The sequence below is a fragment of the Vibrio sp. 10N.222.55.A1 genome (genome assembly GCF_041473835.1).
GTDB lineage: Bacteria > Pseudomonadota > Gammaproteobacteria > Enterobacterales > Vibrionaceae > Vibrio > Vibrio crassostreae_C.
Genome location: NZ_JBFRSX010000043.1, coordinates 48,796 through 73,040, shown reverse-complemented (window position 1 = coordinate 73,040; position 24,245 = coordinate 48,796). Strand labels below are relative to the sequence as shown.

The following is a 24,245-nucleotide window of genomic DNA, read 5'->3' as shown; positions in this document are numbered from 1 at the left end:
CATCGTTGATCACCGTTGATAAACAAGATGCGATAACACTTAAAATTAACCATGCCATGGCTAAGACCAAAAAGCTCGACATGGACGTTTATCTATTCATTCCCGGTGAACTTGGACTGACTCCTGAAGTGCTTTCTGAAAGTGCCTTTTTCTACAGCTCAATCACTCAAAAACGTGCCTACTATAGTGACAAAACACTTTTACCTTTGGTACACAGTCGCTTGGCAAAACGTGGACGCTTATCTACAACACAGTATCGTGTCAGTTTGAGTCTGTTTGCCTACCAATATGTTATCGCGTTAGATAAAGCAGTCAGCAGCTTAAATAAAACTGATAGTGACGACGTAACGGCTGATGAAGTAGATGAAGTCATTGAATTGGCTTTAGATATCTTGAAGAAGCTACGCCGAAGCATCCCTTACGAAGAAAATCTCAAGCGCTACTACGCTAATATCGATAACTACCTATCTTGGTATACCGAGCAAAAGTTCCTATCGCTAGTTTCACACATGCCACGAGGTAGTGAGTATTCAACGATTAAAGAACGACTCTTAACGCTTTGTGATAAAGAGACCGCGCACCGTAAACTGAACCGCTACAACTCAGCAAGAGTTCGAGAGGACGTTACCCGCTTGAGTAACAAGATGCGTTTGCTGCGTCGTTTGATTGAACACCCTATCGTGCTTAAAGAAAAGACAACGTCGATGGGTAAGAACGTTAAGCGTGCCGTGAAAGGCATCGCGACCGGTTTGGTGATGGTTGTCGTGACCACTACTGTGATCTTGGCTCGTGACTTTCTTGGTGAGATTACCGCCTCTTTCATCGTGGCAATGTCTTTCATTTACGCACTGCGTGAGATCTTTAAAGATGACTTGAGAGACATCCTTTGGCGCTGGCTGCGTAAAGGCAAGCCAAAATGGAAGCGTCGTTACTATGATCCAACGACCAACAAGTCAGTAGGCCATAAACTGGAATGGTTGGACTACGCAAATTTTTCTAAGCTTGCAGATCGCATTCAGTCGATCCGTAAAAAGCGTGTGGTACAACGTGAAGAGCAAATCTTGCATTACCGCTCTCATACTGAGATGTCGACATCGACCTTTATGAGTGGTTATGAGGAGACTCGTGAAACGTTATCGATCAGCCTAAGAGCGCTGACACGGTTGATGGATAAAGGCTCAAACAAGATCTACCGCTTGAATGAAGGACAAGTGAGCCGCGAATCAGTAGAAAAGCGTCATCTTCTCAACCTGATCATTAAAGAGAACAACCATGATAACGAACCAACCTACTACCGTTGGAAGATCGTTATGAACCGTTCAAAAATAGTTGATATTGAGCAGATCACTCAAGAGTCATAGAGCCGTTATAAAGTTCTCTATAACGGTATGTGGAAACCATTCACATACCGTTGTTTTATCTCTTCAACGTTACCCATGACTTCTAAACCAAAATCTATTATTTAATCGCTATTTTCTTGAAGGGACTTTCTTAATTGAAAGCGTAAGCGTGAACTCCGCCATCGGCTCGTCACCATGTAAAGATGGGCAAGTCGCGATAATGGTTACGGGTTGATTGACCCGTTCTCCGGTCGACATGGTTTCTGCCAGCATAGTGTTGATCAGCTCACCGTCGTTACAAGTGAAATGCACATCACCTTCAGGGCGCTTCAAAAAGTTACCCGTCACCTCTTTAAAAGCCAACGAGATCTTTTCACCTTGCTGCTGAGATTTGCTCATCGCAAGAAACCCACCCGCGACATCCGCACCTACAGCCAAAACGCCAAAGTACATACTGTTAAGGTGATTCTTAGTACGCCTTCTAAGCGGGATTTTCACTTCAACATGTTGGTTGTCCAACGCGAGTAGTTTTGGTCGGCACAACCAGATAAGTGGGACTTTGAAAAAGCCAAACATGCTTAAGTAGAAATTTGCTTTTTGTAGAGGGGTCAACATTCGAATTACCTAGCCAAGTTAGTCATCAGACCAGTTAATCGACTAGCGATAAGAATGTCAAAAAAATGTTACAAAAAAGAGATATCATCGCACAATGATATCTCTTTCATTCTCAAAGCATTAGCGCCTTAAGTCGGCTTATCAGGCAAGCTAATCGATTTACGCAGTCACGACCGTTTCTACGCATTCAAGATCAGCTATGTAACCTTGTAGACGTGGGTAATCCACTAAGCCTTGAGTTACTAGCAGCACTGGCTTCTTCGCGTTCAGGGTTGCTTTAACAATCATATCCAACAAGGTAATAACCGCTTCGTTTTGTGGATCAAAAGCGTGTTGCTGAGCTTCATTGTGTTTGTCTACGCCTAAAGTGAAAGACGCTAAGCTATCAACGTTTACCACTACACCATCGAAGTAATGCAGTAAACGTTCGCTCAGTAGCACTGCAGACGGCACATCGCACGAGAACAGTACTTTCAAACCGTTAAGGCCGCGTGGTAGCCCTTGCTCGGCAAGCAGGTCAATAATCTTAGCGGCATCGCTTAATGTTCGTACATAAGGCACAACCACTTCAACGTTAATACCCTGCTCACGCAATGTTTTAATGACCTGACACTCTAAAGCGAAAGCCTTGCTGTATTCTGGTGTCGCGTAACGAGCAACGCCACGAACACCTAGTGCAGGGTTAATCTCTTCTGCTTCACAGTTCCCGCCAAGCAGCGAACGGAATCCATAGCTGTCTGCACTGCTTAATGCGATACGAACAGAAGTGTGATTTGGCTGAACGGCAGCTTGAATGGCAATCACTAAGGTCGAAACAAAATGCTCATCGACTGTTTTATCGCCAAGGATCGCTTCTAAAGACGTTTTTTCAATATCAGTCAAAGTATCTAAGTGACTCTCGATACTTGGGTGGTAGAAGACACGATCCATCACTAATTCTGATAATGAAACGTATAAGTGGTTAGAATTATTATTATCGTTGTAAGAAGGCAGCACATCACCTAAGACGAGTTCTGGGTGCAAAGTGCTTTGATTTTCTTGAGTCATTGCTGCTCCAGCATTTTTATGTTGTGTTCAAACGAAAATACCGATAGCTGCCTGTTAATACAAGTGAAAATCCCTTATTTGACGCTGGCCTGCTGATAAAAATAAGAATATTAGCAATAACTGAGATAACTTTGACTCAATAGAGTTTATTCCTCTGTTCAATTCCGTTATCTTAACCACTTCGCAATAGAATAAAAAAGCTATCACATGCCATTAAAAACTGATGAGTTGAGAACCCAAGCTCTGGGTCCTATGCCAACTCCTGCCGAACTAGGCAATGCACACCCTATTACTGACGACGTTGCTGAGCGCATTAAAAATTCTCGCCGCCAAATCGAAGATATCCTAACTGGTCGTGATAACCGCCTATTAGTTATCGTAGGCCCTTGCTCTGTTCACGATACAGATGCGGCACTTGATTACGCTGAGCGCCTAAGCAAAATTCAAGACCAGTACAAAGATGAACTGTTCGTTGTAATGAGAACCTACTTCGAGAAGCCTCGTACTGTTGTAGGTTGGAAGGGTTTGATTACAGATCCTAACCTTGATGGTTCATACGCACTTGAAACAGGCTTGAACAAAGCTCGTAAGCTTCTGCTAGATATCAACAAGCTTGGCCTAGCTACCGCGACTGAATTCCTTGATATGATCACAGGTCAGTACATTGCAGACCTTATCACTTGGGGTGCGATTGGCGCTCGTACAACTGAATCTCAGATTCACCGTGAAATGGCTTCTGCACTGTCTTGCCCTGTTGGCTTCAAGAACGCGACCAACGGCAACATCAAGATTGCTATCGATGCAATTCGTGCAGCACATGCTTCACATTACTTCTACTCTCCAGATAAGAACGGCCGCATGACGGTTTACCGTACTTCTGGCAACCCATACGGTCACGTTATTCTACGTGGTGGTGATAAAGGCCCTAACTTCGACGCTGAATCTGTAGATGCTGCGTGTAAGCAACTGGCTGAATTCGATCTACCTCAACGTTTGGTTGTAGACTTTAGCCACGCTAACTGTCAGAAACAGCACCGTAAGCAGTTAGAAGTTGCACAAGACATTTGTGAGCAAATTAAATCTAACAAGAACCAAATTGCAGGCATTATGGCAGAGAGCTTCATTATTGAAGGCAACCAGCCAATGACAGATATCAACAACCTAGAATATGGCAAGTCGATTACTGACCCATGCCTAAGCTGGGAAGATACTGCAACAATGCTAGACATGCTTGCAACAGCAATTAAAGATAGAAACTTAGCTTAAGGAAACAACACAATGCCATCATTTGACATTATCTCTGAAGTAGAAGCAGTAGAACTGCGTAACGCAGTAGACAACGCAAACCGTGAACTATCGACTCGTTTCGATTTCCGCGGCGTTGACGCAAGCTTTGATTACAAAGATGAATCAGTAAAATTGACTGCTCAAGACGATTTTCAACTGAAGCAAATGCGCGATATCCTTCGCAGCAACCTAACGAAGCGTAATGTTGATCCTAACGCGATGGAAGCGAAAGCGGCAGACCAAACAGGTCGCACTTGGCACCAAACGGTTATCTTTAAGCAAGGCATTGAAACTGATGTCGCTAAGAAGATCGTTAAGCTAATCAAAGACAACAAAGTTAAAGTTCAAGCTTCTATCCAAGGCGACAAAGTTCGTGTTACTGGTAAGAAGCGTGATGACCTACAAGCTGTTATGGCTCTAGTTCGCGGCGGTGAACTTGGTCAACCTTTCCAGTTTGACAACTTCCGCGACTAATTATTGAGTTTGAGCGACCGCCTATTTGGGTTGCTCATTCATCAGCACAATGTCGTGTTTGAAATAGCAAAAAGCCACTTCTCGAAGTGGCTTTTTATTTATCTGGTCCAGCTTTAGTTTTATTCCGAGCCTCTAGCCGATTTCAAACAACCAGAAAGCTCTCATTTCAACTAGAAGCAATTACCTCAACTGAGTACTTGGGCTGCTGACAATTTTAGATCTTTGCCGACCAACAGATTAAACTCTACGCTTGCTGGTGGAATAAACACACACACTCGTAATTTCTCTGCTCTTGCTTGCTCAAGCTTTGTTGATAGCTCTCCGCTGTTGGCGTAGCTCTCTCTTTCTGCATCTCGGCGGCACAGGTCGATAAATTCAAATGGACAATCGCTCGGTGAAAGTACGAGCTCTGCCTCCTGCATCAAACGTAAAGCCTTCATAGACAGCAGCTCGACATCTTGCTCGAATTCAATCCAAGTGACCTGCCCTTCGCTATCAATGCCTTCGGTTAGCGCTTGCTGGTAGTAAGACTCTAACTGCTCTCTGTCATTCACCTGCTCGATAAAGCTGGATGACAAGAAACGCTCCCAAAATTTACGACGCTCGTCGACGGTTGGGAATGACTCTTTGATTGAATTGCGTTTTGATGCACCGAAGTCTGCTATCAAACCTATGTTTTGTGGCAATACCGTTTCGAGTTTTTCTCTGATATTTCTTACTAAAACAGGTGATGCCCCGCCACTAGAGATGGCAATTTGGATTCTGCCGCGATTTATCATCGAAGGTGTGATGAAGTCGCAGTAAGGAAGATCGTCAACCACATTGACTAAAATGCCCAGTTTTTTCGCATCATTATACACTTGGTGATTCAAGCTTGGGTTGTCTGTTGTGGCCCAAACCTGCAAGTAATTTTTCGATATGATCTGTGACGAGTAAAAGTTTTGAACCCAGTGAAGCTTGTTCTCGTCCACAAGCTGCTTTAAGTAAGGCGCTACCTTGGGAGACACCAAAGTCACATCCGCTCCCGCTCGTAGTAAGCTATCGACTTTACGGCAAGCAACCTCACCCCCACCAACCACTAAGATTGGCTTATTTTCTACATCCAAAAACATTGGGAAATAACGCATGTTCTTCCTTGAGACTACTTCAATAACTATTCAGCCATGCTACCAAATTTGGAGCATATTCATAACTATCGAAGTGTAATAAAAATATTTATTGACCAAATTTCAACATTTCTTGAGTTTAATATTTCATCATTGTGATGTTTATTCAGAATATTTATCTAGTCGATTATCAATATAAAAATCTAAATCTCGTTGCACCAACAGTGTGAACCGTTGCACTATTTACATTCACTTAACATTTGGTCATTCTAATTGTGTTCGGATTTGTGATTTCATTCAAAATTCTTTTTAAATTATACATTTGTGAAACTACGGATCCTTTCCTAACCTTATAAACAGTTGTTTAAATCGCACACAGTTTCATTTGCAAAATGCAACTCGTTTAATTTGAATAACAAGGTCATAGAAAACGCAACACATAAGAGAAACTCAAACGAGCACGAGTATCAGGTGTCACCTGGTTAACAAGGAAGGATACAAATGACAAATAAACTAACACTTCTTGCTTCAGTAGTAGCTGCATCAACTGCGATGATGGCAACATCGGCATCAGCGGCAGAAAGCACTCTGGACAAAGTCACATCTCAAGGTTTTCTAACTTGTGGTGTAAGTACCGGTCTTCCAGGGTTCTCTAACCCTAACTCAAAAGGTGAATGGGAAGGAATTGATGTTGAGTATTGTCAAGCTCTTGCAGCGGCTGTACTCGGTGACAAGACTAAAGTTAAGTATGTACCTCTAACAGCAAAAGAGCGTTTTACTGCGCTTCAATCTGGCGAAATCGACGTACTATCTCGTAACACAACATGGACATTACATCGTGACACTGCTCTAGGTCTGAACTTCGTAGGCGTTAACTACTACGATGGTCAAGGCTTCATGGTTAAGAAAGAACTTGGCCTAACAAGTGCTCAAGAGCTTGATGGCGCTTCTGTATGTGTTCAATCAGGTACAACAACTGAACTTAACCTAGCCGACTACTTCCGTAACAGTGGCATGTCTTACAAGCCAGTGGTATTCGATACGGCAGCACAAACATCGAAAGGTTTCGACGCAGGTCGTTGTGACGTACTAACAACTGACCAATCTGGTCTATACGCACTTCGCCTAAACCTAGCTGATCCTAAATCTGCAGAAGTACTTCCTGAAATCATCTCTAAAGAGCCTCTAGGCCCTGTTGTTCGTCAAGATGATGATCAATGGTTTAACGTTGCTAAGTGGACACTTTCAGCAATGATTAACGCGGAAGAATACGGCATCTCTTCTAAAAATGCAGACGAAATGCTTAAGTCAAAAGATCCAAACATCAAACGTATTCTTGGTGTAGACGGTCCTAAAGGTAAAGGCCTTGGCATTCGCGACGACTGGGGTTACCAAGTAATTAAGCAAGTTGGTAACTACGGTGAGAGTTTTGAGCGTACTGTTGGTACAGGTTCTCCACTTCAAATCTCTCGTGGTGTAAATGCATTATGGAATGCGGGCGGCTTTATGTACGCTCCACCAATCCGTTAATAAATTTTCAAGCATCAATTAGGGCGGAGTTTTCCGCCCTATTTATTAAATGGATTTGAGGTTATAGTAGTATGAAACCTAATGAAACTATTTCTCCAGCTCAGGCAAAGCCACAGCCCAAAAGTGCCAACTTATTTTACAACCCCACTTTTCGCTCCATCATTTTCCAAATTATCGCCGTCGGGGCGCTTTGTGCTTTCTTTTACACGATTGTAAATAATGCACTCACAAACTTAGATTCCCGTGGTATCACCACTGGTTTTGATTTTCTCTCCCAAGAAGCTGGTTTTGGTATCGGCTTAACACTGATTGAATACGACGAGACCTTCTCATACGGTCGTACATTCTTTATTGGTCTTCTCAATACCGCTTTGGTTTCAGTACTCGGCATCATGCTAGCGACAGTGCTGGGCTTTAGTATGGGTATCGCTAGACTCTCTTCAAACTGGCTAGTTAGCCGATTTGCAGCTGTCTACATTGAGATATTCCGAAATATCCCTCTGCTATTACAAATCTTTTTCTGGTATTTCGCCGTTCTACAAGCCTTGCCTTCTGCTCGTCAAAGTATGAGTCTAGGTGAAGCAATTTTCTTGAACGTACGCGGGTTGTACTTCCCTGCTCCAGTCTTTGAGCAAGGCAGTAGCATTGTCATCGCATCATTGATTGTCGGTATTATCGCTACGTTTATTATCAACATCTGGGCTAAGAACAGACAGAAACTGACCGGCCAACAAACACCGATGTTGCGAATTGCCGCTGCGTTGATTTTAGGCTTACCGTTGATAACTTACTTTGTTATGGGCATGCCTATCTCTGCAGATTACCCTGTGTTGAAAGGGTTTAACTTCAAGGGTGGTGTTACGATAATCCCTGAGCTTGCTGCATTGATGCTCGCTTTAAGTATCTATACAGCAGCGTTCATTGCTGAGATTGTTCGTTCAGGTATTAACGCGGTAAACCATGGGCAAACTGAGGCTGCGATGTCTCTAGGCATCCCACGTTCTAGAACTCTAAAGCTTGTCATCATTCCACAAGCATTAAGAATCATTATCCCACCACTAACCAGTCAGTATCTAAACCTGACCAAAAACTCATCACTTGCGATGGCCATTGGTTATCCTGATCTTGTCTCTGTATTTGCAGGAACAACACTTAACCAAACTGGACAAGCTATCGAAGTAATCGCGATGACAATGGGCGTCTACCTAACCTTGAGCCTATTAACGTCCGCTCTAATGAACATATACAACCGCAAAGTAGCATTGGTGGAGAGATAAGATGAGTACACATCAATTTCAACCTGATCTTCCGCCTCCAGCGAATACTGTTGGGCCAGTCGGTTGGTTAAGAAAAAATCTATTTAATGGACCTGTTAACAGCGTCGTCACTGTGATTCTTGCTTACTTTGCTTTCACCCTATTATGGGCAATAGCGGATTGGGCATTCATCAGTGCCGACTGGATAGGAACCACACGTGATGCCTGTACTAGCGAAGGCGCTTGTTGGGTTTTTATCAGCGTTCGTTGGGACCAATTCATGTATGGCTTCTACCCAGAAGCTGAACTGTGGCGACCTCGCCTCTTCTATGCAACGTTGGCCATTTTTGTAGCCTTACTGGCTTATGAAAAAACACCTAAACGTACGTGGATTTGGTTGTTCTTCGTCAACATCTACCCATTTATCATTGCTGGCTTGCTATACGGTGGCGTCTTTGGGTTAGAAGTTGTTGATACCCATAAATGGGGCGGCCTACTGGTTACACTGGTCATCGCACTTGTTGGTATTGTAGTGTCACTCCCTATTGGTGTTGCACTTGCTCTTGGGCGCCGCTCAGAGATGCCGATCATTCGCAGTATGTGTACCGTATACATCGAAATTTGGCGTGGCGTACCGCTCATTACAGTTCTATTCATGGCTTCAGTAATGCTGCCACTCTTTTTATCAGAAGGGACAGAAACCGATAAGCTCATTCGAGCACTTGTAGGGGTAGTTCTATTCAGTGCAGCCTACATGGCCGAAGTAATTCGAGGTGGTCTACAAGCAATACCAAAAGGCCAATACGAAGCAGCTGATGCTCTGGGGTTAAGCTACTGGAAAAAGACTGGGCTTATCATTCTACCTCAAGCTCTTAAAATCACGATTCCTTCAATTGTGAACACCTTCATTGGTTTGTTTAAAGATACCAGTCTTGTTTTGATTATTGGTATGTTTGATGTACTAGGAATTGGCCAAGCCGCGAATACCGACCCTGAATGGCTTGGGTATTCAACAGAAAGTTATGTATTTGTCGCGTTAGTGTTCTGGGTGTTTTGTTTTGGCATGTCGAGATATTCGATATGGCTAGAAAACAGACTTCACACCGGTCACAAACGATAATTAACAAGATCAAGGACGTATTATGACGCAGCAGACAGAAAACAACTCTCAAGGTCTTATGATCGAGTTGAAAGACATGAACAAGTGGTACGGTGAATTCCACGTACTTAAGAACATCAATTTAGAAGTTAAAAAAGGCGAGAAAATCGTTATCTGTGGCCCTTCAGGCTCTGGTAAATCAACGATGATCCGCTGCATCAACCGATTAGAAGAGCACCAAAAAGGTCATATCTTCGTTTCAGGTAATGAATTAACGGAAGACCTAAAGAACATTGAAGCCGTGCGTAGAGATGTCGGCATGTGTTTCCAACACTTCAATCTGTTTCCACATCTGACGGTATTAGAGAACTGTACTCTGGCTCCAATCTGGGTCAAAAAGATGCCAAAAGAAGAAGCCGATGCGATTGCAATGAAGTACCTAGAGCGCGTAAAAATCCCTGAGCAAGCGGACAAGTTCCCAGGTCAGCTTTCAGGTGGTCAACAGCAGCGTGTAGCTATCGCTCGCTCTTTGTGTATGAACCCTCAAGTGATGCTGTTTGATGAGCCAACGTCGGCGCTCGATCCAGAAATGGTTCGTGAGGTGTTAGACGTAATGGTTGAGCTTGCAGAAGAAGGCATGACGATGCTTTGTGTAACGCACGAGATGGGCTTTGCTAAAGAGGTCGCGGATCGCGTTATCTTCATGGATGCCGGTGAAATCATAGAAGAGAACAACCCTGTCGATTTCTTTGAAAACCCACAATCAGACAGAACGCAGAACTTCTTAAGCCAAATCTTACACCACTAATGTGTTATGATGCATAAACTACAGAGGCGGCTTAGGTCGCCTCTTTGTTTTCAGTGTTATAATTAGTTTTTCAAGATTATAAACAGCGATTCAGTGCGATTAAAATTGAACAACGAACCTTAACTGCACTTTAAGAAATACTTTGTTACACCTTCAGAAACACTTAACCGACTATTTTGATTATTATTTTACGTATACAAGAGGAATGAGAGACTTGATTTTTCGAACTTTCACCCCCATAAATGTACTAATAACTATTGAAGTCACCTTACGAGGAAGATTATGAACAGCCCTATGTTTTCACGCACAGCATCTCAAGAAAGTGCTCTGCAAACCAATAAAGTGTTGCGTAACACCTACGCATTACTGTCTATGACACTACTTTGGTCTGCTGTTGTAGCAGGCGTATCCATGGCGATGAACCTTCCTCGCCCGGGTCTTATTATCATGCTAGTTGGCTTCTACGGCCTACTTTTCCTAACAGAAAAGAACCGTGACAACAGCATGGGTCTAGTCTTCACATTCCTATTTACAGGTTTCTTAGGCTACACCATCGGTCCAATCTTAAACATGTACGTTGGCGCAGGCATGGGTGATGTCATCCTAACTGCACTTGGCGGTACAGCACTGGCGTTTATGGGCGCATCAGCTTACGCACTAACAACTAAGCGTGACCTGTCGTTCCTTAATGGCATGCTATTAGCGGGTTTCGTAGTACTACTTGTAGGTATGGTTGCAAACATCTTCCTACAAATGCCTCTACTATCATTGGCAATGAGCGGTATGTTCATCCTGTTCTCGACTGGTGTTATCTTGCTTACAACGCAAAACATCATTCGTGGCGGTGAAACAAACTACATCTCTGCAACGATCAGCTTGTACGTATCGATCTACAACATCTTCATCAGCCTACTAAGCATCCTAGGCATCATGGGCAGCGACGACTAATCGTTCCCATCATTGAAGAATATCTAGCCCAAGAGCCTACCTCTTGGGCTTTTTTGTATCTATAAGTACGATATTTCATTGGATAGCTACAATTTCTGTTGAGAAAGACAAACTTGGTCATGTACCCTATCCGCATAGTTAATTGGATTCTGGATTAAACATGTTTGAATATAACGGCAAGCAAATCGAAACCGACGCTCAAGGCTACCTATTGGATTACACGCAATGGGAAGAAGGCATGATTGAAATTCTTGCTCAAGACGAGGCGATTGAACTTACAGATGCACACTTAGAAGTCGTACATTTTGTAAGGAGCTTTTACGAAGAGTTCAACACCTCACCAGCGGTTCGCATGCTCGTTAAAGCAATGGAAAAAGCTCACGGCCCAGAAAAAGGCAATAGTAAGTACCTTTTCAAGTTATTCAAAAAAGGCCCTGCAAAACAAGCGACCAAGCTCGCCGGTTTACCTAAACCAGCAAAGTGCTTGTAAAACCTAACCCGCTTTAGGTCATTAAGTTACGTTCAATATAAAATACTGTAGTGCTACAACTACAGTATTTTAAACGCCCCTATGCGTACGTCTTGGCGCTCACTATCTTTAACTTGATGCATCACAACGTTGTCTACTGTTGCGCTCGAAGGGCCAATATAGAGCCAAGCATGTAACTTCTCAATTTGCTGACTCTCTCCGACAACTAACACTTCAACTCGACCATCATTTAAGTTCTTTGCATAACCTGAGAGACCCATAGCTTGCGCCTGCCTACTGGTGTGGTAACGGAACCCAACACATTGAACTACGCCTGACACGACAAAAATATATTGTGAACTTTCCATAACGTTGCCTCATAAATTATATGAATGATATAGTCGAGTTTCTATTCATTCACCGCTTATTGGTGGACTTACTTCGAGTATAACGATTATGAAAGAAATCCCATTTCGTTGGATTGACAAATATCTCATTCACCTAAAAATCCAAGAAAAGTTCTATCTACTCTTCTTATTGCCTCTTCTCGCCCTGGTTATATTAACTCTCGTTTTAGATAGTGCCGCGGACTCTTTACTTGCTCACCTTTATCAAGAAGAAATGCTCTTGATGAAAGGGCTTATCGAAGCGGGTCAACTCACTAAAGATCAAGTAGCTCAGCTTGTCAGCAGCTCTGAAACCATCTCTTTAGGCTACGGTGCTGGTTCTGTTTCAGTGATGAATGGAGCGTTCAGCCTAGTTGCTAACCATGACCAAAACCTTTGGTCTGCTCTATCGACGACTCAGGTTTCTATCATCGCTGTAACCCTAACGCTTATCGCACTAGGTGTTTACTACATCATGACCTTTATTGGCGGCGCGATGTTCTCTATGAACAAAGCTCTGAACACGCTTGCGAATGGCGACTTAACTTGCCGCATGAACTACTTCTTAGTTCGTGACGAGTTCAGTGAAATCGCGATTACAATCGATAAAGTTGCGGAGCGTGAACAAAACATGGTTCTATCAATCCAAGAGTCTGTCGCTCTCATGCAGCAGATCAGCTCGGACTTGAACCAGTCAACACAACAAAGTTCAGACATCTCAGGTAACCAACAAGAACACCTGAATAGCTTAGCAAGTGCAACGGAACAAATGGCGGCTACCATTCGCGAAGTCGCTACCCTTGCTCATGCGTCTAGCTCACAAACGATGGACGCTCGCGGCGTTGCTCAGAGCGGTCAAGTCAAGGTTTCAAATACACTGGAGTCTATCTCTAGCCTATCTCAAGAGATCCAGTCCGCTTCACAAGCAGTAGAAGAACTGGATGCCAACGCGGCGCAGATCGATGAAGTAGTCACAACCATCAACGGTATTTCTGAACAGACTAACCTGTTAGCGTTGAACGCAGCTATCGAAGCCGCACGTGCTGGCGAGCAAGGTCGTGGATTTGCTGTTGTTGCCGATGAAGTTCGTGCCCTTGCCGGTCGTACTCAGCAAGCAACGGTTGAAATCCAAAGTATGATTGAGTCATTACAACGTAACAGCCAATCACTGACCAAGCTGATGGAAGTCACGGTGAACAATGCTAATGAAGGCCAAACCCTGATGTCAGAAGTGAACGTCGAGATCGGTTCATTAGCGGAAAAGAACCAATCTATTTCAGATAGCAGCACTCAAATTGCTACCGCGGCTGAAGAACAAGGCGTAGTCGCTGACAACATTGCACAAAGTGTTGAAGAGATTCGTCATCAGTCAGACAGCATCTGCGAGATGATCAGTAAGAGTAATTCCAATGTTGACCAACTTCGTAAACAAAGCGATACGATGGAAGGTTTGCTGACAGGTCTTAAAGCTTAATACTGCTCTCCAACTACAATGTGTTGATTAATCATTACTAGGGCTGCTTTGGCAGCCCTTTCTTATTTGCTTTTCACCTGTACTTCCCCGACAATACCCCTCCTTCAAATTCAACAAACAGAGTAAATTATGACTCCTTCAATTCATCTAGCTAAAGGCCGAGATAAATCACTACGCCGCAAACACCCTTGGGTATTTTCACGCGGTATCGATAAGGTCGAAGGCGAACCAAAACAAGGTGAAACTGTAGACGTATATGCTCAAAATGGTCAGTGGCTTGCAAAAGCGGCTTACTCACCAGAATCTCAAATTCGAGCTCGTGTTTGGACATTTGAAAAAGAAGAGATCAACAAGGCGTTCTTCGTAAAACGAATTCAAGACGCACAGTCTTTACGTGAAGACATCATTGAGCGTGATGGTCTAACGGGCTACCGCCTAACGGCCGCAGAGTCAGATGGCTTGCCAGGTATCACAATCGACAAATACCAAGACTTCCTTGTTTGCCAACTGCTAAGTGCTGGCGCTGAGTTTAACAAAAGCGTATTAGTTGAAGCGTTAATAGAGTGCTTCCCTGACTGCAACATCTACGAGCGTTCAGACGTGGCAGTTCGTAAGAAAGAAGGCCTAGAACAAGTTGTCGGCGTTCTTCATGGTGAAGAGCCACCAAAATCTATCGTGATTGAAGAAAATGGCGTTAAAATCAGCGTGAACATTATGGAAGGCCACAAAACAGGCTTCTACATGGACCAACGTGATAGCCGCAAAGAATCGATGAAGTATGTTAAAGGCAAAGATGTCCTTAACTGTTTCTCATATACAGGTGGCTTTGGCCTTTACGCACTTAAAGGCGACGCGAAGCGTGTTATCAACGCTGACGTATCTCAACTTGCTCTTGATACCGCTAAATTCAACGCTGAACTTAATGAGTTTGATATCTCGAAAAAGCGCGCTGTATTCCTAAACGCTGACGTTTTCAAACTGCTTCGTGAGTACCGTGATCAAGGCACTAAGTTTGACGTAGTGATTATGGATCCGCCAAAATTTGTTTCAAGCAAGAATAACCTAACTTCAGGCGCCAACGGCTATAAAGACGTTAACATGCTTGCAATGCAAATCCTGAAACCAGGCGGCACTCTACTCACCTACTCTTGCTCTGGCTTAATGGGTACTGATTTGTTCCAAAAAATCATCGCTGATGCAGCATTAGATGCAGGCCGAACGGTTAAGTTCGTCGAGCGCTTCGAGCAAGCAGCCGATCATCTAACAGACACAGCCTACCCAGAAGGTTTCTACCTGAAAGGTTTTGCTTGTAAGGTTCTTTAAATACAAATTACCAGTCTAAGAAACAGCGTTACAGTTCATAAAAAACCGAGATTCTTCAATCTCGGTTTTTTATTAGTATCAGCAAACTCAATCGTCTTTAATAACTAGGATGTCAGACAAACTATTCGTCAAGTCTGCAGCGGAGAGGCCATCAAATTCAATTTTAACTTGCTGCCCATCTTTTTCTACAACCATGGCGGAGTTAACTTCGCCTCCTTCAACCTCGATGTTGTCTAACAACTCAGTGACTTGTTGTTGAGTTGGCGCATCAGCAAATAAGTCAGACAAATCAACCTTATCTCCTTCCGCGATGCTAAAATCGGAGATTCGATCGGTACTTCCATCTAAATCACCATCAACCCACTTGAATATATCAGCGTCATCACCACCAATAAGGATATCGTTTCCGAGACCACCAATCAGCGTATCTTGACCAACTCCACCTTTAAGTGCGTCATCACCACTCCCACCATCTAAGTAGTCATTACCAGTACCACCATCGATAGCGTCGATACCTGCTTGTCCGTAAACTGTATCGTTACCGTCACCAGTGAAAGCAATATCGATGCTGTCATTCTTATTCATACTTGGTCTATAACTATCGCCTTCCGATACAAAATCATCACGCTCAGCCGCACCGTCTTTAGGGTTCTTGGCTAATGACTCACTCCCCCCAAGGTAAACCGTGTCGTTTCCACCTCCTAGTTGAACGTAATCACCACCTTTGCCAACATCAACAAGGTAATCGGTGTTTGTATTATCAAACGTTGATGTTCTCTCATTTTCTGTATTCCCAGCAGAGAATTGATGCTTCTGCCATTGAAGGTCAGCTCCATCTACGGTAATCGTGTCGGTGACATCTCCAGAAGAACTAATCGTGGTTGGTGTTACGGGCTCAGGAACCTCAATTTCTGCAGTTGCCGTAGAGCTTGCAAATTTGTCCGCTCCCGTAACATATTGCTCTTCACTAACTGCTTCAACTGTAATACCAAAATCACGATTTCCAGTATAATCCGCCGGGAATACTAATTGAGCACTTACCGTCCCCACAACTCCAGCTGCATCAACAGCAAGTGCAAGTATGTAATTACTTGTACCATTGACTGGCGTTTGCAGTACTCCATCTACATACAGTTTCGCCCCTGACGGAATACCACTCACCGTAACCGAATCACCTTTAATGATTTCACTGCCATCCGTATCTTGCAAAGAAACCGTTATATCGACAGGGATTTCCTGTTGTTGAACAATACGATAGCTTCCATCTATGTTGTTTAGTTCAACGATAGCATCAGAGAAAATCAATCGTTCAATTTCATATAAGTGGTCTCCATTTTCATCAGAAGGAGTATATTGATCATTAGGTGTATCGGTCCCCTTCGTATCTCGCACTAGCCAGTGGCCGACACCTCCACCATGATCGCCTAGATCTGTGATTATGTACTGAGAAACTGGACCTGAGTAAATTACAGTGTCATACCCATCGACACCTATATCACTGGTAGTTTCATCACCTTCAATTTTGTCATTTCCAGCGCCTGATACGAACCAATCGTTGCCCGCACCACCTATATAGTGGTCCGAGTCCTGACTTTGGTCACCAACATAAAGCTTGTCCTTAGATCCGCCTTGATGTAAGTGCTCATGAATATCCGCGTTAAGTACTCTGCCTTCCTCAAAACCATCTAATTTAAGTTCTGTAAGTAGTGTGTTTTTCTCTGTAGTAGTCAACTGGGAGAACCCAACAAGTTCTTGATATACGTCGATACCGTTGGAAAAGGTAATATCCCCAATGGAAACAGCTACTAATGGGGCATCAGCCACAGGCGTAATATCTACCGTAAGCGTATGCTCTTCTGACGTACCATTCTCGTTTACAGCCTTGAACTTAATTTCAGCGTAGTCATTCGATTTATTGCCTACACCATCAACATTAAAGCCGTCATAACCAGATTCGTTAGCATCTGGATTAAAGCCGATCACGCCTGAAGTTAATTGAGCCGATGTAATCTGAGTCGAGTTTAGTGGCTGCCAATTTGGATCTTGAACAGTGCCAAGATTAATCACCAACGCTCCATCGAGTGGTTGTTGAGTTATCACTAGGTCGTTGCCAGACTCAATCCCAAAATCATCAATCGATAGCACTAAAACAGTATCTTCTTGTCCAAAGGCTTCCTTACTTTCAGCATCTGGTCCAACAGGTACTGGATGGACAATTAGGTCGAAGGCCCCGTTCGAAATCTCACTGGTATCGCCGACAATCTCGTCTGAAATCGCTTCAATCTTAACGCTATAAGTGCCTGGTTCATCAACCTGAATCATCAGATCAGCGAGCACTGTTTCCGCAGTACCATTTGAGGTTAGCCAAGCAGATATGTCTACTTCACCATCAGCATTAACAACAAGCTCCTGGCTTCCAAGTTTAACAATTGAACCTTCAGGCAAACCAGACACGACGAGTCTCAACGCCTCTGAGCCATCGGTATCAACAAGCTGCGTAGTGATCTTAGAGACATTGATAAAGGTATCTTCCAGCCCTTCATTAATATCGAACGCTGGGTAATAACCACCCTCTAAGGATTCATGTTCAACCTGTGTCCCGATATTAACTTTATCCTCAAGCGAACTTACATCAGGAACAATATCAAAGTTGTCCGTGTTAAAGTCTACGGGTTCATTGCCACCAACTGCGACACTGATAGTGGCATTACCTGGACCAGCCTCGTTGTCGTGGAATGCAGTAATTGTGTACCAACCTGATGCCGATGGTACAAAGGCTGAAGACTCATAGGTACCACCTCCACCCCAAGTTTGAGAGGCCATGGTTTCACCACCGACTTCAAGTCTAAATGAATCATCTGCATGACCACTAAACACGTATGACTCACCAGCAACTAGGAATACTAAACCAGTAAGTTTGCTCGAAATGTTTTCGATAGCTGGAGAGTTCTGAGTGCCAAAGTCTGGCGCCTGTGTAACTTCTGAAGAGTTGGCAACACCTGCAGACTCGATTGCTTGTTCAACAAGGTCTGGAGCCACTCCGCTACCATTGTTGTAATCAAAGTCTAGGTTTTCCCATTGCTCTAACTTAAAACCTTCATCTAAATCTACATTTGGTGTTTCTACAACTAACTTGGCAAGTGTCGTATCAGGGCGAATATCAATCGACATCGTCGTACTAGAGCTGATGTTGATGCCGTCAGAACTGTGGTAGTTAAACTCCGCATAATCTTGCTGATTATTGCCAGTTGCTACATTCTCTTCATCAGACATTAATGTACTTGATTCATAGCTTACTGGGTTGAATATCAAGAAACCTTGTTCAATCTGCTCTTGGCTTACTGATACTCCTGTACCAATCGTTTCAGTATTTAACAGAACCCATTCATCAGTAGATTCGTTGTACAGATACATATCACCCGCACCTGGAGCACTAGTGATAACAATCGACAATTCACTAGAATCTGCGTCAGAAACATTGAAATCGGCCCACTTAAACGTAATCGATGAACCTTGGGCTTGTGCCTCATCGCCAATGACATGTGAGTCCTGTGCTTGCGGTGCTTCATCGTTATCAATGATCGTCGCAATACCTTGCTTACCACCCACTTCGAGCGTGAAGTTCTCATTTAACTCATCAATGCCGTCTTCGTTAGTTGGTACCTTGATGTCAAACGACGTTACTCCCGCAGGCACAACAAGCTGACCATTAACAAGCGTCACTCCCTCAGTGAACTCTACGTTGTCGGTGAAATCTTTGTTATCACCGAGCTCGGCAGAACCGGAGTTTAACGACCAGTCGAATTGAGTCTCTTGACTGCTTGTGTTAACTAGGTTCACGGTGAAGACAGCTACATCGCCTTCAATTACTTGTTCATTATTTGGATTAACCGCGTTGCTCACTGTATCGATAGTTGGAGCTTCATCGTTATCAGTAATGCTGCCCACTGCAGATTCACCATCAACAGTCACGGTGTAGGTTTCAGCGATCTCATGGAGACTGTCATCAATTGTCGGAATCAAGATTGCAAAGTCCTTCACTCCAATTGGGACAATCAGTTTTCCACTTTGCTGATCATAGGTGACGCCATTAGTAAAACGAACCTGACTCAAGTCGAGATCTTTTTCTTCACCCGAATCATTCGCAGCATCCGTGTTCTTACCAAAAGTAACGTCCAATACAGACTCAACAAGTGCACTTGAATCCAGAATTACTTTAAAGCCAAGATCATCACCTTCAACTACTGAGTCTGCTAGCAGGTCTACAGACGCAACACTAGAAGGAGTCGGTAAAGGGTTGACGATAACATTAACTTCAGCACTCGCGATTTGGCCATTATCATCAGTAACCTGATATTTAAACGTTGTTTCACCGACAAAATCATCGCCAGTTAAATCAAAGTATACGATGCCGTCTTTGATATACGCATTACCTTCCGTTTCACCGTATACATAGGTAATACGTAGATTGTCGCCATCTGAATCGATATCGTTATTTAGAAGCTCAGAACCGATAATGCCAGCAAGCTTCGATGTTGGAATCTCAAGAATGCCGCCTTGATTCACTGCATACGCGCCTTCACTAGAGGCTTTAAAACCAGTTAGGAAGTAATCTGACGCATCATTATCATTCGTTGCTTGGTTGGAATACTCAGTTGCTTCAAATACCACAGTATCAAACGCGATTGGAGTACCATCAGGACCAAGCGGTGTTATTTCGTAAGTACCTTTATTGTTACCGTCTTCAGCAATAAACGTATCACCTGCAACCGCTACGCCATTGAGGTACGCTACCCAACTGCCTTGTTCATGGTTATCAGTGAAATCACCGTCATTACCTTCGTTTTTAAACAAGTTAGATACTGAAAATGTAAACTGAGTAGCAGGGCTATCTAAGTTGATTTCAAACTTCTCAGATTGCTGCTCTGCACGATCATATTCAATCTGAGCACCCAATCCACCTACTTTGCCGGCAACACCAATCTTAATGCCGCTGTGTGCGAAGTCTTTATCTTGGCCATTGAAGCTAGCATTTAGCTCAGCGCCTTCGGCTGACCATGGAGAGTCGTTGTCTTCACTGAACTCACCCAGTTTAACTTCGAAGCCTTGCGGATCGTTATTCGCATTCAGGTCACCAGACTTATCGATAGTAACTGTCTTAACTTCACTTTCGTTACCATCACTGTCTACCGCTTTATATTCGAATGAATCTGACGCCTTAGCTTCAAGAGAAGTCAGCTCCCAGTTACCTGGTCCTTGTGTGCTTGCTTCCACCGAAACAATCTCAGCACCTTCAGGAGCGACAATCGTGACATTTTGATTATTGTGGGTGTCATCATAAAGGAAGGTTTTGTCTTCTGTGACACCATTACCATAATCAAAGGTGACTGTAATCTCAGCTCTTGATTGAACACTATCATCAGCATTTGGGGCAAACCAACCACCCAAACCACTTAGACCAACCGTTACTGAGTCCGCTGGACGAGAAGAGAAATCAATGTTGATCGCCTCGTCTTGGTGAATACCGCGATTAGTCGATGCAATACCGAAACCCATATGGTCTTGCTGACTGTTGTTTTGCACTAAAGGCTTAGCGTCAACGTTATTTCGACCTTCCGAGGTAATGGTAACGACATCACCATTATCAAACTTCAGTTCGCGAGTATACGCATCTACTTCATCACCCCAGTTATGGAACTCTGCAGTGCTATGAGGGCCTTTATCTAATGTGGATGTATCATCAACACCTAAGAAGAAGCCCGTTGATTCTTGGTCATCTTCATAAACGATGTTGTTAGGATCTGCATACGTCTGCCCAACTACCACTTCAACCTTGTTATTACCATCGACATAGTAAAGAGTTCCTGAATCAGGCAGCTCTGTGATGATCACGCCGAGATTTGTATCTGCGTCATTATCGTTATCATCTTCATTATCAGAAATATGGTCTGTACCATCACCTTCGATAGTCCCCATCCCGGTATCGAAAATAACTTGCGAAGAGCCATCTGCATTGAGAGAAATAGAGAAGTCTTCAGCTTTTGGCGGGTTATCATGGCTATCGTCAATAGCTACATTTTTATCAGCCCTAGAAGTATCTAGCTTCTCAAATACATCGGTACCATCTTGGGTTACGGATACAACACTAACGTTAAACTCTTGTCCAACTTCGTATTCGTTGTCTTGTTCAGTTTGAATCTCAAAGGTCGCTGTATTTGTATTTGCGTCTACGTTTACAGTTATAACTTCAACAATATCTTCATTGCTCGCATTTGTGTAAGAGTACTGAAGAGTAACCACACTATCTTCAGGCACTTGCTCACTTAGCGTAATCGTAAATGGACTTGTCTTATCACCCTCAATAACTGAATCGGGACCAGTCAGCCCAACTGTAACGGTATCTTTGTCGTTTGTGTCTGTCTCATCGACAATCTTAGCTGTACCTGAGTCCTGTTTGTCATTTTCAACAAACTCACTAGTTGAGCTAGCATTTAGAGTTACAGTCTCTTCACCCTCAAGCAATTTATCATCAAGAACCTTGATGAAGACTTCTAAGCTATCAGAGCCGCTAGCAATAATAAGATCGGCAAGCTCCTGATCTGAAAGCGCTTTATAATCTTGTCCATCTTTAACGTAGATCTTGTCTTCGTAATCGACACCTTTAGTTGCAGTATCCCCTGCCGACCCTAGTGTAAGAGCAAGACCAACGTTCTCAGAGACAAGCTCATCTAGGTTGATTTCAAATGATAAGAAAGCATCTTCTGCTTCTGTCACTGGTTGGCCAGCAGTAACTGTTAGCTCAGCAACAGGTAATACATCAACATTCACTACAACCGTATCTGTACCACCGTTACCGTCCGACACGGCAACAACAAATGAATCATCTCCATCAAACTCGTTGTTCGGAGTGTACTTCCACTCGCCCGTTTCAGGGTCGATCTCAACACTACCGTTTGTAGGTTGGCTCACCGTGTAAGTCAGGTCAGTGTCGTCAATATCGGTTGCAGTAACCTTACCAGATACAGAGTTATCCTCTTTAGTCGATACACTTATTTGATCAGTATCGCCAATCGGCACTCCATCTTTGACAAATATTGGAGCATCATTTTCTGGAGTGACATTAATCGTAACCACGGCGGAATCAGTACCACCTTTACCGTCAGAAACTGTGTAAGTAAACGTAGCGATACCATTGAAGTCATCCGCTGGAGTGTAACGAACGGTCTGAGAACCATCTTGTAGCTCAACTAACTCAACCTGACCGTATGTTGGATCAATCACTAAACTATCTAAAATAATTAACGTATCACCATCAACGTCAGAATCATTCGAAAGTAACTCGCTACTAGGGATATCGAGAGTTATATCTTCTTGTGTCTGAAGGCTTTTAATCACTTCTTGAAATTTGATATTGTCTAGATAAGTCCCACTCTTGTCGCCTTCAGTACCAACTTCTCTAAATGAAAGGGTATTTGAACCATCTCCACTACCACCTAATAATTCCAATAACTGAGTTTGCATTATGTTGCTTTCAGGGGTGATCGTAGCAATGACTTCGCCGTTCCAAATGACCTCAAGCTCAGCACTCGGCAATCTTTCGTACATTGCCGTATCAAAAGACAGTTGGTATAGGGTACCGCTTTCCACACCTTGAATTTGTTGGGTAAGGGTTACATTGTCACCGTTACCTTCCATATCAATCATACGATCGCCGTCTGTTTCATCAACAGCATAGCCTTCTTGAACTGAATCTAAAGCACCAGTTCTTGCATCGTAGGACCAACCATCTAGTTGGTCGATTCGAGACCCCCAACCGGCATTTGATACCGATTCATAGTCTTCAAAGCTACCATTGACGATCAGGTTATCACCTAATTCTCTTGAATCATCGTTCGCGATAGGGTCATCATTTACTGGTGTTACATTAACGGTCACTGTCGTAGTGCTTTTTTCACCATGAGTATCAACAATGGTGTATTCGAAAGTCGCTTCACCATTGAAGTCTTGGTTAGGTTCAAACACGACATTGCCATCTATCAGCTGAACAGAACCGTTTGTAGCATCGGTTGCGTTGACAGAAAAAATGGTTATGTCATCCCCATCAACATCGAAATCATTGGCTAGCAGCTCACTACCACTAATAGTAAGAGCCTGATCTTCTTCCGTTATGAGTTTGGGTGCAGCTATTCCGGTAACTGTAATGTTATCGATGAACGCACCAAGCGAATCAGATTTACCCGCACCAGCAAAAGCGATTAAAGTAGCATCACTACTAACATCAAACTCTGCATTTACTTGATACCAACCTTTGTTATCCGGACCATCTAGTGTTACAGAAATGCCTTCTGGTGCAGTCACTGTTCCATCCGCATGCAGCGTAATAGTTGTATTCCCAACAGTAAAAGTCATATCAGACGACGAGTTGCCGTCTTGGCGAGGGTTATAATCGAACTCTACCCTCAAAGAATCTTGATCCGACGTATCAATTGATGTCGTCATCACCGTGTTTTTATGTGGGTCTAGCTCTGCGTAAAAATCACCGTCGGTAGCATCAACAATTAAGCCGTCTCGCTCAATCTCTATACCATTAGTAAAGTCCCATACCTCTGATGGGTCTTTAGAAACAACCGTCCAACCCGCTGGGTTTGCCATATTTTCGAATGACTCAGTGAGCAATATGGTTTCTTGAACGTTTTTGTAAGAATCACTGATGGCTACAGGCGCATCGTTGACTGGCGTCACCGTCAAGTTGAACGTGCTGTCTACCGGTGTGCTGCCATCTTCGTTGCCGTCTTCAACGTTAATATCGAAAGACGCCGACGTGGTTTCGCTGCCGTCATGTTTAAACGTCACTTTACCCGCCGCCAACTGCGCCACCGTAAAGCTGCTCGACGCGACGCCGTTCACTAAGATTGTGCCGTTACTCACGTTGCTGACCGTGAAGCTCACGCCTGTGTCCGTATCGTCAACGTCCGTGTAGCCAAGATCTGCCGCCGTGATGGTGTAGCTGCCTGCTTCATCCATTTCACCCAACAGATCGCCTGTCAGCTCCGGCGCATCATTCACTGGCGTCACCGTCAAGT

General features: G+C 43.7%; 16 protein-coding genes. 11 read left to right on the top strand and 5 right to left on the bottom strand.

Going from position 1 to position 24,245, the window contains the following annotated elements; all coding sequences use genetic code 11:
* Positions 1-5: 5 nt before the first annotated feature.
* The gene (locus AB4493_RS14240; protein ID WP_017063834.1) at positions 6-1,361 is read left to right on the top strand and encodes a hypothetical protein; all 1,356 of its coding nucleotides are present in this window, start codon (positions 6-8) and stop codon (positions 1,359-1,361) included.
* A 108-nt stretch (positions 1,362-1,469) separates the two neighbouring features.
* On the opposite strand, the gene AB4493_RS14235 is transcribed toward AB4493_RS14240, so the two are convergent.
* Positions 1,470-1,955 (bottom strand): PaaI family thioesterase, encoded by a 486-nt coding sequence (locus tag AB4493_RS14235; RefSeq protein ID WP_017059696.1) that lies wholly within the window; start codon positions 1,953-1,955, stop codon positions 1,470-1,472.
* 159 nt (positions 1,956-2,114) lie between these two features.
* Positions 2,115-3,002, bottom strand: coding sequence for a putative PEP-binding protein (locus tag AB4493_RS14230; RefSeq protein ID WP_372155226.1), 888 nt, complete (start codon positions 3,000-3,002; stop codon positions 2,115-2,117).
* Positions 3,003-3,209: 207 nt separating this feature from the next.
* Here AB4493_RS14230 and AB4493_RS14225 point away from each other — a divergent pair, with 207 nt between their 5' ends.
* Positions 3,210-4,268 (top strand): 3-deoxy-7-phosphoheptulonate synthase, encoded by a 1,059-nt coding sequence (locus tag AB4493_RS14225; RefSeq protein ID WP_048615990.1) that lies wholly within the window; start codon positions 3,210-3,212, stop codon positions 4,266-4,268.
* Between the two features lie 12 nt (positions 4,269-4,280).
* Positions 4,281-4,763 carry a YajQ family cyclic di-GMP-binding protein gene (locus AB4493_RS14220; protein ID WP_017063832.1) on the top strand — a complete coding sequence of 161 codons (483 nt, stop codon included), beginning with the start codon at positions 4,281-4,283 and terminating at the stop codon, positions 4,761-4,763.
* A 185-nt stretch (positions 4,764-4,948) separates the two neighbouring features.
* Here AB4493_RS14220 and AB4493_RS14215 read toward each other — a convergent pair whose 3' ends face one another.
* Positions 4,949-5,890 (bottom strand): bifunctional precorrin-2 dehydrogenase/sirohydrochlorin ferrochelatase, encoded by a 942-nt coding sequence (locus AB4493_RS14215; RefSeq protein ID WP_017059700.1) that lies wholly within the window; start codon positions 5,888-5,890, stop codon positions 4,949-4,951.
* A 480-nt stretch (positions 5,891-6,370) separates the two neighbouring features.
* On the opposite strand from AB4493_RS14215, the gene AB4493_RS14210 reads away from it, so the two are divergent.
* The 6 genes from AB4493_RS14210 (at position 6,371) to AB4493_RS14185 (ending at position 12,000) form a co-directional block, all read left to right on the top strand.
* Positions 6,371-7,399 (top strand): amino acid ABC transporter substrate-binding protein, encoded by a 1,029-nt coding sequence (locus AB4493_RS14210; protein WP_017059701.1) that lies wholly within the window; start codon positions 6,371-6,373, stop codon positions 7,397-7,399.
* A gap of 71 nt (positions 7,400-7,470) precedes the next feature.
* Positions 7,471-8,676, top strand: coding sequence for an amino acid ABC transporter permease (locus tag AB4493_RS14205; protein ID WP_017066316.1), 1,206 nt, complete (start codon positions 7,471-7,473; stop codon positions 8,674-8,676).
* A gap of 1 nt (position 8,677) precedes the next feature.
* Positions 8,678-9,775: an amino acid ABC transporter permease gene (locus AB4493_RS14200; RefSeq protein WP_017066317.1), complete on the top strand. Its 1,098-nt coding sequence runs from the start codon at positions 8,678-8,680 to the stop codon at positions 9,773-9,775.
* A 22-nt stretch (positions 9,776-9,797) separates the two neighbouring features.
* Positions 9,798-10,562, top strand: coding sequence for an amino acid ABC transporter ATP-binding protein (locus AB4493_RS14195; protein WP_372155224.1), 765 nt, complete (start codon positions 9,798-9,800; stop codon positions 10,560-10,562).
* Positions 10,563-10,844: 282 nt separating this feature from the next.
* The gene (locus AB4493_RS14190) at positions 10,845-11,510 is read left to right on the top strand and encodes a Bax inhibitor-1/YccA family protein (protein ID WP_017057206.1); all 666 of its coding nucleotides are present in this window, start codon (positions 10,845-10,847) and stop codon (positions 11,508-11,510) included.
* Between the two features lie 160 nt (positions 11,511-11,670).
* Positions 11,671-12,000 carry a TusE/DsrC/DsvC family sulfur relay protein gene (locus AB4493_RS14185; RefSeq protein ID WP_017057205.1) on the top strand — a complete coding sequence of 110 codons (330 nt, stop codon included), beginning with the start codon at positions 11,671-11,673 and terminating at the stop codon, positions 11,998-12,000.
* Between the two features lie 59 nt (positions 12,001-12,059).
* On the opposite strand, the gene yccX is transcribed toward AB4493_RS14185, so the two are convergent.
* The gene (gene yccX / locus AB4493_RS14180) at positions 12,060-12,347 is read right to left on the bottom strand and encodes an acylphosphatase (protein ID WP_017059706.1); all 288 of its coding nucleotides are present in this window, start codon (positions 12,345-12,347) and stop codon (positions 12,060-12,062) included.
* An 88-nt stretch (positions 12,348-12,435) separates the two neighbouring features.
* Here yccX and AB4493_RS14175 point away from each other — a divergent pair, with 88 nt between their 5' ends.
* Both AB4493_RS14175 and AB4493_RS14170 read left to right on the top strand, forming a co-directional pair.
* A complete protein-coding gene (locus tag AB4493_RS14175) occupies positions 12,436-13,839 on the top strand; it encodes a methyl-accepting chemotaxis protein (RefSeq protein WP_102319806.1) in 1,404 nt (467 codons plus the stop codon).
* 129 nt (positions 13,840-13,968) lie between these two features.
* On the top strand, positions 13,969-15,162 hold the full coding sequence (locus AB4493_RS14170; RefSeq protein ID WP_017059708.1) for a class I SAM-dependent methyltransferase: 1,194 nt from the start codon (positions 13,969-13,971) through the stop codon (positions 15,160-15,162).
* 87 nt (positions 15,163-15,249) lie between these two features.
* Here AB4493_RS14170 and AB4493_RS14165 read toward each other — a convergent pair whose 3' ends face one another.
* Positions 15,250-24,228 carry a tandem-95 repeat protein gene (locus AB4493_RS14165; RefSeq protein ID WP_372155222.1) on the bottom strand — a complete coding sequence of 2,993 codons (8,979 nt, stop codon included), beginning with the start codon at positions 24,226-24,228 and terminating at the stop codon, positions 15,250-15,252.
* Between the last annotated feature and the right edge of the window lie 17 nt (positions 24,229-24,245).